The 12118-nt window shown below is 68.2% G+C and carries 11 protein-coding genes; 8 read left to right on the forward strand and 3 right to left on the reverse strand.

The features are described from left to right. Positions 1 to 1150 precede the first annotated feature (1150 nt). From VIM26_RS00545 to VIM26_RS00570, 6 genes are all read left to right on the forward strand, one after another. On the forward strand, positions 1151 to 3436 hold the full coding sequence (locus VIM26_RS00545; RefSeq protein WP_331948356.1) for an RHS repeat-associated core domain-containing protein: 2286 nt from the start codon (positions 1151 to 1153) through the stop codon (positions 3434 to 3436). Positions 3437 to 3621: 185 nt separating this feature from the next. Beyond that, complete coding sequence (locus VIM26_RS00550) at positions 3622 to 3993, forward strand: SCO4402 family protein (protein ID WP_331948357.1); 372 nt, start codon at positions 3622 to 3624, stop codon at positions 3991 to 3993. A 140-nt stretch (positions 3994 to 4133) separates the two neighbouring features. Beyond that, a complete protein-coding gene (locus VIM26_RS00555) occupies positions 4134 to 4325 on the forward strand; it encodes a hypothetical protein (protein ID WP_331948358.1) in 192 nt (63 codons plus the stop codon). Positions 4326 to 4568: 243 nt separating this feature from the next. After that, entirely contained in the window at positions 4569 to 4943 is a 375-nt protein-coding gene (locus VIM26_RS00560) for an SCO4402 family protein (RefSeq protein WP_331948359.1), read from the forward strand. Between the two features lie 346 nt (positions 4944 to 5289). Next, entirely contained in the window at positions 5290 to 5838 is a 549-nt protein-coding gene (locus tag VIM26_RS00565) for a recombinase family protein (RefSeq protein WP_331948360.1), read from the forward strand. 124 nt (positions 5839 to 5962) lie between these two features. Continuing rightward, positions 5963 to 7339, forward strand: coding sequence for an MFS transporter (locus VIM26_RS00570; protein WP_331948361.1), 1377 nt, complete (start codon positions 5963 to 5965; stop codon positions 7337 to 7339). Positions 7340 to 7465: 126 nt separating this feature from the next. Here the strand turns inward: VIM26_RS00570 and VIM26_RS00575 are convergent, their stop codons facing one another. From VIM26_RS00575 to coxB, 3 genes are read right to left on the reverse strand one after another with little or no spacing between them, the layout of a single operon-like run. Beyond that, a complete protein-coding gene (locus tag VIM26_RS00575; protein ID WP_331948362.1) occupies positions 7466 to 7864 on the reverse strand; it encodes a cytochrome c oxidase subunit 4 in 399 nt (132 codons plus the stop codon). Further along, entirely contained in the window at positions 7861 to 9582 is a 1722-nt protein-coding gene (gene ctaD / locus VIM26_RS00580) for a cytochrome c oxidase subunit I (protein WP_331948363.1), read from the reverse strand. Before ctaD ends, VIM26_RS00575 begins: the two co-directional genes overlap by 4 nt. Beyond that, complete coding sequence (coxB, locus tag VIM26_RS00585; RefSeq protein ID WP_331948364.1) at positions 9582 to 10466, reverse strand: cytochrome c oxidase subunit II; 885 nt, start codon at positions 10464 to 10466, stop codon at positions 9582 to 9584. Before coxB ends, ctaD begins: the two co-directional genes overlap by 1 nt. A gap of 172 nt (positions 10467 to 10638) precedes the next feature. On the opposite strand from coxB, the gene VIM26_RS00590 reads away from it, so the two are divergent. After that, the gene (locus tag VIM26_RS00590; protein ID WP_331948365.1) at positions 10639 to 11811 is read left to right on the forward strand and encodes a cysteine desulfurase family protein; all 1173 of its coding nucleotides are present in this window, start codon (positions 10639 to 10641) and stop codon (positions 11809 to 11811) included. Positions 11812 to 11813: 2 nt separating this feature from the next. After that, entirely contained in the window at positions 11814 to 12071 is a 258-nt protein-coding gene (locus VIM26_RS00595) for a sulfurtransferase TusA family protein (protein WP_331948366.1), read from the forward strand. The last annotated feature ends 47 nt before the right edge of the window (positions 12072 to 12118 follow it).

Below are 12118 nucleotides of genomic sequence, written 5' to 3' on the forward strand. Positions count from 1 at the left end.
CGACCGGCCTCGAGGTGGCGGTGCAGCGCCGTGGAGCTGACTCCGGCCTTCGCGGCGGTGCGCTGCTCGAACGTCGCCGGCAGAGAGTCAAGTGCGGTGGCCATCGCGGTCACCTCCGTTCACTAGTCATGACAGATAGTAACAAGTGTCATGCGAAGTGAACAGCGCCCCTGGCACGGGCCGATCCCTGCCCCGCGACGCCCTCGGCCGCCCAACGACCGCCGCGAGCCCACTTTTCATCCAGGCGCGCCCGCCGACCGGCGCCGACCGACGTCACCTTGACCACGACGGCGACACGTTGACCACGAGCGCGACATCGTGACCACGAAACCCCAACCCTCCCGCCCGAAATGCCCGAATCTGCATCGTCACCCAAAAGCGACGCAGCCATGGTCATCGAGCGTGGCGGCCTACAGGCGGACAACAGATCCCGGAGCTGTACTCCGAGGACTCGGCACTCGATCGAGGGCGCGACGTCGGCTCGTTGAACTTCCCGGGTAGATGACCCCATCAATGCCCCCTGCTGACCTGATTCTTGTCCGGTGACGTGCGCCAGCCTCGCTAGTCGGTCACGTCGTTTGCGGGTACATACGGGTAGACGGCGGGGAGCGTGGGTCGGTCCTCGGGCGGCGTGACTGGTTCGCCGTCGCCGACCGCGCCGCGCACGACCGGACCGCTGCCTACTTCCGGGACGGCGAGCCTCTCGCCTGTTTGGGCAACTTGTGGCGGGGCGGGACGAATCGGGACTTCGGGCTGCTGCGCTGGTACCTCCCCGAGTAGACCGCCACGTCCTTCCCTGCCCTGGCCGACCGGGAGGGCGTCAAGCGCGTGGCGACCAGTCGCCTGCGCAGGAACATCCATTGGCAGGATCGTGCCCGCTTCCTCGACGCGAGATTCCCCGTTTGAAGCAGCAGGTCCGGACCCGCTGGCGTCGAGCTGGGCGATGGCGCGTCGGGCACGGCGGACGAAGCGGACGGTCCGCCACGCACCGAAAAGGGCGAGCACGAAGATGAGCAGAGCGCTGCCTATGAGCACCCATGGGGCGTAGAAGATGCTGGTCCGAGCGTGGTCCGTGCCAGCTTCGGAAGTGATGGTCGCCTCTGCGCTGCCGACCTGGATGAAGGCTGCGTGTGACAGGTGGGCGTGCAGGTTGAGAGTTGCTCCGGGCACCTACCAGCGGGCTACGACCGCCCACAAGCAGGACGTCACCGGGGTCGTGGACCCATTGGGAAACACGACCCTGAACACGTACGACGCGACCGGTCACGTGGCCTCGTCCACGTCCCCGCAAGGGCGCAAGACGACGTCAACGTACGACGGCATCGGGCAGCGCCTCACCACCGTGGCACCCAAGGGGAACGTGGCCGGCGCGAACGCGGCGCAGTTCACCACCACGTACGCCTACGACCCCGCGGGGCGGGTCCTGTCCGCCAGCGTCGCCACGACCACCACACCCCTGGTGAGCTCGGCGACGTACGACCTGGACGGGCGGGCCCTGACGCAGAAGGACCAGCTCAACCGGGTCACCACTACCGGGTATGACCTGGCTGGGGAGGCGATCTTGGTGACCCGGCCGGGTGGCACCACCCTGGCCAGTACCTACTGGCCCGACGGGGCACTGAAGACCCAGGTCGACGGGAAGTCCAACACGACCAGCTTCGCCGAGAACACCCTGGGCCGGGTCGCCTCCGTCACCGACGCCCTGAACCGGGCCACGACGTACACGTACGACGCGAGTGGCGCGGTCCTGACCAAGACTGACCCGGCGAGCCAGGTCACCACCAGCGCGTACGACGCGGCCGGTGAGCTGACGTCCACGACGTACTCCGACGGGACCACCCACTCCGCGGTCCGCACCTACAACTCCGCCGGGCGGCCCGCGACCCTCGTGGACGGGACCGGGACCACCACCTTCACCTACGACTCCCTGGGGCGCCTGACCAACCAGGCCTCCCCAGGGGGGACCGTGGGGTACGGGTACAACCTGCGCAACCAGGCCACCACCCTGGTCTACCCAGGGTCCAAGACCGTCACCCAGGGCTACGAGGCGGACGGGGCGCTGACCTCCTCGGCGAGCTGGTTGAGCGCGACCACGACGTTCACCTACGACCAGAACGAGGCCTGGACCGGGGAGGTAGCCGCGAACGGGGTGACTACCACTACCGCGTACGACAACCCCGGGCGGGCCATCACCACCACGATCGCGAAGGGCGCGACCACACTGGGGACCCTGGGCTACACACAGGACGCCGCCAGCCAGATCACCAAGGAGACCTCCACCGGCCTGGGCGCGACCCGGACGTTCACCAACGACACCCTCGGGCGGGTCACGAAGGAGAACACCACCACCTACGCCTACGACAACGCCGACGAGCTGACCACCAACGGCGCGATCACCCAGGCCTACGACGCCGCCGGGCAGCTCACCACCGCGACCGCGGGGACGACGTCCACCGCGTACGTGTTCGACGCCCGCGGGAACCGAACCAAGTCCACCACCACCGCCCCCGGCGGCACCACAGTCGACAACTACGGGTACGACCAGGCGAACCGGCTCAACACGTTCGCCAACGCGACCACGACCGCGTCCTACGCCTACAACGGAGACGGGCTCCGGGCGTCCAAGACCGTCGCCGGGGTCACCAGCACGTTCGTGTACGACACAGCTGAGGGCCTGCCCCGGATCATCAGCGACGGGACGAACACCTACCTGTACGGCCCGACCGGGGTCCCCTACGCGCAGATCACCACCGCCGGGGTGGCGACCTACCTGCATTGCGATCAGCTCGGCTCCATCCGGATGCTCACCAACACCGCGGGCACCAGCGCGGGAACCGCGACGTACACCGCGTACGGCACGCGCACCACCGCCGGAACCACCAGCCCCTTCGGGTTCGCCGGGCAGTACACCGACGCCGAGACTGGCTTCCTGTGGATGCGCGCCCGCTACTACGCCCCCGGCAAGGGCCAGTTCCTCACCGTCGACCCCCTCGCCGTCATCACCGGCGCCCGATACAGCTACGCGAGCGGCAACCCGATCACCAACACCGACCCCACCGGCCTCAACGGCGGGGGGCTGGTGGGCCATTGGCGGCGCCGTCCTCGGTGTCACTCTCCTCGTTGCATGCGTTGCCGCCGGACCTTGTGCCGTGGCAGGCGCTCTAGCGATCTTTGCGGCCGCGGGTGTCGAGGAAACGGTCGCGGTCGGAGCAACCGCCGTCGCGGTCGAAGGAGCCACCGTCGTGGGCGGCGCAACCGTCGCAGGGGCAGGAGTACTCGCCGCGGGCGAAGCAGACGCAACGGTCTGTACCGCCACAGAGGGCGCAGAAGAAGCAGCGACTGGTTTCCCTGGTCCAGAAGCGACCTCAAAGATCCCCAGCGAATGGGGGCCCGGGTCCCCATCCAGGGGGATTGGAGAGGGTACTCGGTGGTCTGACCCAAGCGCCAAGCCCGGCACCAACTACGTGCGAATCGATCAGGGCCAGCCGTCACACTACAATCCGCTACAGCAGGTGGACCATGTGCATATCAGCAGCGGTGGAGCACAAATCGCAGATCACCTTCCCTTAGATGAGTGGCTCACCTGGTCAAGTTGGAACGTTCCGTGAGGACTATCGAATAATGAATCCACAGGTCCGGTCGCGGCTGAGCGACGCTGTTGCTGCGCTAAGTGATGAGGAGTTGCACGAGCGGCGCTGGCTGCGGGGGGTGATGATGAATGAAGACGAGATGGACTTCGACGATGCCGTGCTGCTCGTGGTCGACGAGCTCGCAACGTCTGATCCCAGTGAGTTGATAGGTCACATTTTGGTGGACGAAAGGGAACTCGTAGCTTTTGTCCACCTTTCGGACGCGCTTGAAAGGCTCGTAACAACCATAGGGAAGTTTGGGACCTTCCAAGATGCCGTCAACTCCGGCAAGATCTGGCTCGAGTGCCTTGATGCTGCCCAAGCCTTGCGGGGTCTCCTGAACCTTGCGGGGTCTCCTGAATGAGTAGTTGCCGCAAAACAGGTGGCTCGCTTGCGGCGCGCTTGGGCTCTGAGACCGAATTGACCAGCCGAAAAAATGCCCTTCGAGACTGGGTATGCGGATAGGCGCGACTGCGCAGTAGGCCGACACGTTGCCGAGCCATCGTGCCTCTGTCGCGGGCACTGCGACCAGCTCGGCTCCATCCGGATGCCCACCAACACCGCCGGGGCAAGCGCGGGCACAGCGACGTACACCCGTACGGCACCCGCACCACCACCGGGGCCACCAGCCCCTTCGGGTTCGCCGGGCAGTACACCGAGACCGAGACCGGCTTCCTCTGGATGCGCGCCCGCTAATACGCCCCCGGTAAAGGCCAGTTCCTCACCGTCGACCCCAGCGCCCAAGGCGAACGGCATCCGAATTGATGAAGGAGTCCCCGGATCGAGTTCGCCGAGTCAACAGGTCGACCACGTTGTAGTTCGCAGCGGCGGGCGAATCCTGGGCCCGGACGGTGAGCCGATTGTTGGCAGCCTCCGGGACAACCCCCAGGCGCACCTCCCCCTCTCGGACTGGCTCAACTGGACCTCTTGGAACGCACCATGACGAGTGAGGTGACCTTCCCGGAGATGAGGAACGAGGTGATCGCTGCGCTTCGCTCGTTCAGCGATCCGGTGCACCAAGCGACCCGTTGGGGTCGCTGGGAGGAGGGCGTTAACTACTACGACGACCTGACGCTCAACGTGAACACCCTCTACGACGACTGCCAGGTGCTTCCATCGCCCGAGTCCGCTGTCCCCGACGTGCTCCTCGAGGCCGATGTCCCGGCGTTGCGGGCACTCGACAACGCGCTTGGCCCGATGATTCGAGACTTGGGCAATCGACCTGACACGGACTACCTTGCCGATCCAAGATGGCCAACAGTGGTTGCCGCCGCGCAGGCGGCGCTTGACGCGATGGACGCACAGCCGTGTTGAAGTTCCGGGGCGCAGCACGCAGGTCGGCGGTGCTCGTCCTGCTGTGTCCGAGTTACACCACTCCAGGGAACTCGCCCGTCGTCCTGCCGCCGCCACGCGGCGTGGAAGCAGTCGCAACGTCGGCCGCCACGCTTCCTGCCAATCACCGGGTGAGGGACTGGACTCCAACGGCTCACCCTGTCCCAACTTCCATGGTTGTGAGACAGCCACCGTGAGACGGTTCGCGGCCGACGTCGAAGCGGGACTTGGCGTCTCATAAGTCGGTACGAAAGTCGGCGTACCCGGTCGCGTCGCCCCGCCGACTTCTGAGACAGTTCAGGGATGGCGAAAGTCGTTGGTTACCCGTGTGAGTACCGATCATCAATCCCTGGATCAGCAGCTCGATGCGCTCAACGAGGTGGGGTGTGAGCGGATCTTCACCGACCACCTCTCCGGGGCCCGCGAGGACCGGCCTGGACTGGTCGCCCTGCTCGGCTACATCCGCGACGGGGACACCGTGGTCGTGGTCGCGCTCGACCGGCTGGGCCGGTCCCTGTCGGGAGTGATCCGGACCATCGAGACTCTCACCGAGGCCGGGGTGCTCTTGAAGTCGCTTCGCGAGGGCATCGACTACTCCACCGCCACCGGGCGCATGCTCGCCGGCATCTTCGCCGCCCTGGCCGGCTACGAACGCGAACTCATGCACGAACGGGCCGCCGCGGCCCGCGCGGCCGCCCGTGCCCGCGGCCGACACTCGGGACGCCCCGGCAAACTCACCGCTGCCCAAGTTCGTCAGATCCGCGCGCTGCGCACCGGCGGAGAATCCATCACCGAACTCGTCGCCGGCTACGGGGTCTCCCGCGCCACCATCTACCGCGCACTGCGGGACGAAGACCCCAGCACCGCGCCGACCTGAGCAAGCGCACGAGCCCCACCACCAGCGGCGGCCGGGTCAACGAGTCGTTGAGTCGTCTTCACCATGCCAGTCGAGGTCGTCTGCCAGGTCCGCGACGGATGGTCAGGGCCGAGTCCCGGACCGTTTGATCGCCGTCCGCACGCTCACCCTGCCGGTCGCATGCCGCCGCTGGTCGAGTCTGGCCACCGTTCGCGGTGCGTGCTGGCATGCCCTGCCGGGCGGGTCCTCGATCACCTCATGGCCCCTTTTACGCTTATCTTGGCCGTACCCCCTATGGGTCGGCTCGGCGGTGTCGGGGTTCGGCGCGGAGATCGCCGAGCTCGCGCTGCCGCTGCTCGCCCTCCTCAGCCTGTCGGCGAGCGCCTCGGAGGTGGGGTTCCTCCGGGTCGCCCAGTTCCTGCCGTTCCTCCTCGCGACGCTCCCGATCGGCGTGCTGGTCGACCGTCGCCCGCGCCGCCTGCTCGCGCTCATGGTGGGCGCCGACGTCGGCCGCTTCGCGCTGATCGCGGTCGTGCCGATCGCGGTATGGACCGGGGTGGCGGGCATGGGACTGCTCTACGCGATCGTGTTCGCCGCCGGGACCCTCTCGGTCCTCTTCCAGCACGCGGACTTCGCCCTGCTGCCGGGCCTGGTCCGCGCGGATCAGCTCGTGGACGCGAACGGCAAGATCGCCGCCGCTGCGTCGGTGAACGAGATCGGCGGCCGCGGTCTGGGCGGTCTGCTCGTGCAGGCCATCTCGGCGCCCGTCGCCATGGCCGTCAACGCGGTCGCGTTCCTGCTCTCCGCGGCGAGCCTGTCGCGGATCAGGCGGGCGGTGGAGCCCGACGTGGTGCCCGGAAAGAATCGGAACTCCGGCGCAGACGTCCGCGAGGGGCTGCGGGTTGCCTGGCGGAATCGTTACATCCGGGGCCTCCTCGGCGAGGCGACCACGTTCAACCTGTTCAACGAGATATTCGTCCTGGGTCTGATGCTGTACCTGGTGCGGGGGCTCCACCTGGGTGCCGGCGCCGTCGGCCTGGTGTTCGCCGCCGGTGGCGTGGGTTCATTCGTCGGCGCGTGGTTCGGCCCGCGGGTCACCGGGCGCTTCGGCTACGGCCGCGTGCTGCTGGTCACCATGGCCGTCGGCAATACCGCACCGCTCGCGGTGTCGGTGATCACCCGCCCCGGAGTCCCTGTCCTTCCCGTGCTGTGCGCCATCTTCGTCACGATGGGCGTGGGGATCGGCGTGGCCAACGTGCACGCCGTCAGCCTGCGCCAGACCGGGCTGCGGGAGGACCTGCGCGGTCGGGTCAACGCCGCGTACCGGCTGATCTCCTGGGGAGCGGTGCCGATCGGCGCCGGCTGCGGCGGCCTCCTGGCCGCGCACGCCGGTGCACCGACCGCCATGCTCGTCGGGGCCGGTGGCATGGTGGCAGCGACGCTCTGGGTAGCCGGCTCGGGCATCCCGGCGCTGCGCGGAATTCACGATCCCCGCGTCCGAGCCCAACTCGGAGGCAGCTAGCCGCGCTCCCCCGCCGAAAGAAACACGTCCGCCGAGGTAGTACCCGAACGCCAAGATAGAGCGTTGCAGGGCTCTATGTCGGCGCGGAGGTACTACCTCGGCGGGGGTGCGGTGGTGCGGGTGGGGCTAGTGGGCGTGCTGGCCTCGGCTGAACTCGAAGACCCAGCCGACCAGGCCGATGATGCCGATGGCGACGGCCACGTAGAGGAGCCACCAGCCGATCGCCAGGCCCAGGAAGAGCATCGTCGTGGCGCCGGCGATGACCAGCGGCCACCAGCTCCACGGGCTGTAGACCCCCTGGTCGCCGGCGCCGTGCTCGATCTCACCGTGCTGGTCGTCCTCGGGCCGCGGGTCGATCCGGCGGGTGAGCAGCGAGAAGTACGCGCCGATCATCCCGACGACGGCGGCCACCAGCAGCATCCCCGCGGAGCCGACAGGCTCCCCGTGGCTCCAGAACGCGTACACCACGCCGCTGATCGCGAAGAACGGCACGAGGTACAAGAACAGCCTGGTCTCGTTCTTCATCGGTTCTCCCCCTCGCTGCGGCCTGACGAGCCGGCCAGCTGCCCGAGGAGCTCGACGTCAGGTTCCGCATGGTCCATGGCCGCAACCTCCGGGTGGTGCAGGTCGAAGGCCGGACGCTCGGAGCGGATCCGCGGCAGCGACGTGAAGTTGTGCCGCGGCGGCGGGCAGCTGGTCGCCCACTCGAGCGAACCGCCGTAGCCCCACGGGTCGTCCGTGGTGACCTTGGGCGCGTTGCGCCAGGTCGTGTAGACGTTCCACAGGAACGGCAGGGTCGAGGCCGCGAGCAGCACCGAGCCGACCGTGGAGACCTGGTTCATCCAGGTGAAGCCGTCCTCGGGCGAGTAGTCCGCATACCGGCGAGGCATACCGATGACGCCGAGCCAGTGCTGGATGAGGAAGGTGCCGTGGAACCCGAAGAAGAGCATCCAGAAGTGGATCTTGCCGAGCCGCTCGTCGAGCATCTTTCCGGTGAACTTCGGCCACCAGAAGTAGAAGCCGGCGTTCATCGCGAACACCACGGTGCCGAACACGACGTAGTGGAAGTGCGCGACCACGAAGTAGGTGTCCGTGACGTGGAAGTCCAGCGGCGGGCTGGACAGGATCACGCCGGTCAGGCCGCCGAAGAGGAACGTGACGAGGAAGCCGAGCGACCACAGCATCGGGGTGTCGAACGTGACCTTGCCGCGCCACATCGTGCCGATCCAGTTGAAGAACTTCACACCGGTCGGCACCGCGATCAACATCGTCATCAGGGCGAAGAACGGCAGCAGCACCGCGCCGGTGGCGTACATGTGGTGCGCCCACACCGTCACCGAGAGCGCGCCGATCGTGATCGTCGCGTAGATCAGGCCCTTGTAGCCGAAGATCGGCTTGCGGCTGAACACCGGGAAGATCTCCGAGACGATGCCGAAGAACGGCAACGCGATGATGTAGACCTCCGGGTGCCCGAAGAACCAGAACAGGTGCTGCCAGAGGATCGCGCCCCCGTTCTCGGGGTTGAACACCTGCGCTCCGAGCCGCCGGTCCGCGCCGAGCGCGAGCAGCGCGGCTGCCAGCGGCGGGAACGCCATCAGCACGAGCATGCTGGTGACCAGGATGTTCCAGGTGAAGATCGGCATCCGGAACATCGTCATTCCGGGTGCGCGCATCGTGACGATCGTGGTGATGAAGTTGACCGCACCGAGGATCGTGCCGAACCCGGTCATCGCGAGGCCAAACACCCACAGGTCTCCGCCGGCACCCGGCGTGAACGTCACGTTCGACAGTGGTGCGTACCCGGTCCAGCCAAAGGACGCGGCGCCCTGCGGGGTGAGGAAGCCGGCGACGGCGATCAGGCCACCGAACAGGTACAGCCAGTACGCGAACATGTTCAGCCGCGGGAACGCGACGTCGGGCGCACCGATCTGCAGCGGCATGATGACGTTCGCGAAGCCCGCGAACAGCGGTGTCGCGAACAGCAGCAGCATGATCGTGCCGTGCATCGTGAAGAGCTGGTTGTACTGCTCCTTGCTCTGCAGGATCTGCATGCCGGGCTCGAACAGCTCGGCGCGCATCAGCAGCGCCATCACGCCGCCGATGCAGAAGAAGATGAACGACGTGACCAGGTACATGTACCCGATCGTCTTGTGGTCGGTCGACGTGATGACCTTGACCACGGTTCGCCCGAGGGTCTGACGGTGGGGCGCGAGGCCCGGGATCGTCTCGATCGTGGTGGCCATCAGTTCCCCTCCTTCTTCGCTACCGGCTCATGTCGCGCATCCTGCAGGCGGTCGTACGTGGTGCCGAGCTGACCCGACTGTCCCTTGGACCGCAACTCGTCCATCTCCTTGTTGTAGTCCGCGCGGGAGACCACGGCAACGTTGAAGAGCATCGCCGAGTGGTTCTCGCCGCACAGCTCGGCGCACTTGCCCGCGTACACACCCAGCCGGGTCGGCACGACCTGGAAGTGGTTGGTCCGCTGCGGGATCGCGTCCTCCTTGTACAGGAACGCCGGGATCCAGAACGAGTGGATGACGTCGCGAGAGTCCAGCGAGAACTCGACCCGCTCGTTGACCGGCAGGTACAGCGTCGGCAGGGTGTTCAGGCTGCCGGACTTGCCGACGTCGGGCGCCATCACGCCGCTGGAGTAGACGTTGTCGTCGACGTAGTTGAAGTCCCAGCTCCACTGCTTGCCGATCACGCCGATGGTGATGTCCGGCTTGTGGCTCGACGTGTCCTGGATCTCGGTCATGTCGCGGGCCGTGTAGTAGTACAGGACCCCGATCATCACGATCGGCAAGATCACGTACATGATCTCGAGCGGCACGTGGTAGCGCAGCTGCACCGGGAGCGTCTCATCGTTCTTACGCTTGCGGTACACGGTGACGCACCAGAGGATCAGCCCCCAGGTGATCAGGCCGACGATGAGGGCCGCGATCCAGGAACCGACCCACAAACTCGTGATCCGTGCCGTCTGGTTGGTGACCTGCCCGTCGCTGTATCCGGGGAGGAACCCGCGCTGGGCCTGGGCGGAGCAGCCGGTGAGGACGACGGCAACTGAGGCGGCCAATGCGGCCACCTTCAGTGCTGGTCGCCTGTTCCGGCGGGGCTTTTCCGAGTGCAAGGTGCGGCCTTTCGCGTCACGTCAACGTCCCGCTTGCGGCAGCCGCCGGATGACCGCGCCGCTGGTCCGGGACCTTCGTCCTCGACTCGCGAATCCTAGCGTGCCAGCGCACCCCCGAGTGCGGCGAACACCCGTGTTTGCCGGGCCGCGAGCGGACGCTAGCGTGCGTACTGTGACGCACACCATTCCCGGAGCACGCACTTTCCTGGACGCGGGCGGTCGCGCGCCGCTTCGGGCGGCGGCACGCGCCGCCTTCATCCAGGCCCTTGACGAGGGCTGGGCCGATCCGCGCCGGCTGCACGCCGAGGGCCGCCAGGCCCGCGCACTGCTGGACGGCGCGCGCGCGGCGATCGCGTCGCAGCTCGGCGCCCGCACCGAGGAGGTCTTCCTCTCGGGCTCGCACACCGCCTCGCTGCACGCCGCGGTCCGTGGCATCGCCCGGGGACGGCGCCGGGCGGGGCGCGACGTCGTGGTGTCCGCGGTCGAGCGGGCCGCCGTGCTGCAGGCCGCGGACTTCGTGGTCGCGCAGCCCGGCGGTGCGGGGCCGGGCCGGCGGGTCACGGTCGCGGTCGACGCGGCGGGCCGGGTCGACGCGGCGGCGATGATCGCGGCGCTCGGCGCGCCGGGCGTGGCGCTGGTGGCGCTCCAGCACGCCAACGGCGAGGTCGGCACCGTGCAACCGGTGGCCGAGATCGCCGGCGTCGCACGCCGGGCGGGCGTCCCGTTGCTGCTCGACGTCGGTGCGAGCGCGGGTCATGTCGAGCTGCCGGACACCTGGGACGTGCTGGCCGCCGACCCCGGCGACTGGGGCGGACCCGGTGGGCTCGGGGTGCTGGTCGTGCGCCCGCGCGTGCGCTGGTCCCCGGACTGGCCCGCCGACGACGACGCGTGGTTCCCGGGCGGGGTGAGCGTGCCGACGGCCCTTGCCGCGGCGGTCGCACTCGAGCACGCCGTCGCCGAGCGCGACTCGACCGACGCCCGCCGGCGGGCGCTCGTCGACCGGATCCGCACGACCGTGGCCGCGACCGTGCCCGACGTCGAGGTGGTGGGCGACGGGGTCGGGCGACTCCCGCACGTCGTGACGTTCTCCTGCCTGTACGTCGACGGTGAGGCGCTCGTGACCGAGCTGGACCGGCTCGGCTTCGCGGTCGGCTCCGGCTCGGCATGCACGTCGAGCGCGCTCGAGCCGAGCCACGTGCTCGCCGCGATGGGCGTGCTCACGCACGGAAACGTGCGGCTGACACTTCCGCCGAGCGTCACCGACGACGACGTCGACCGGTTCCTCGCCGTGCTGCCCGGTGCGGTCCGCCGGGTCCGGGACCTGCTCGGGGTCGGCGACCTGTGACGGTGACTAGAGCCGCGCCGGAGCCCGCGTCGATCGTCATCGACGCCCGACACCTGCGCTGCCCGCTGCCGGTCATCGAGCTCGCGAAGGCCGCCCGCGGCGTCCCGGCCGGAACGCTCCTCACCGTGCTGTCCACCGACCCGGCCGCCGAGTACGACGTCCCCGCCTGGGCTCGCCTGCGCGGCCACGAGCTCGTCGGGATCACCCCGACCCCCGGCGACGAGGCCACCCTCGCGATCACCGTCCGCACCGCCGTTTGACCGCCCGCCACCAATCCCGCAACGTCCGAGCGTTGACGTCCTATAGG

The sequence above is a fragment of the Pengzhenrongella sp. genome, assembly GCF_036565025.1.
Lineage (GTDB): Bacteria > Actinomycetota > Actinomycetes > Actinomycetales > Cellulomonadaceae > Pengzhenrongella.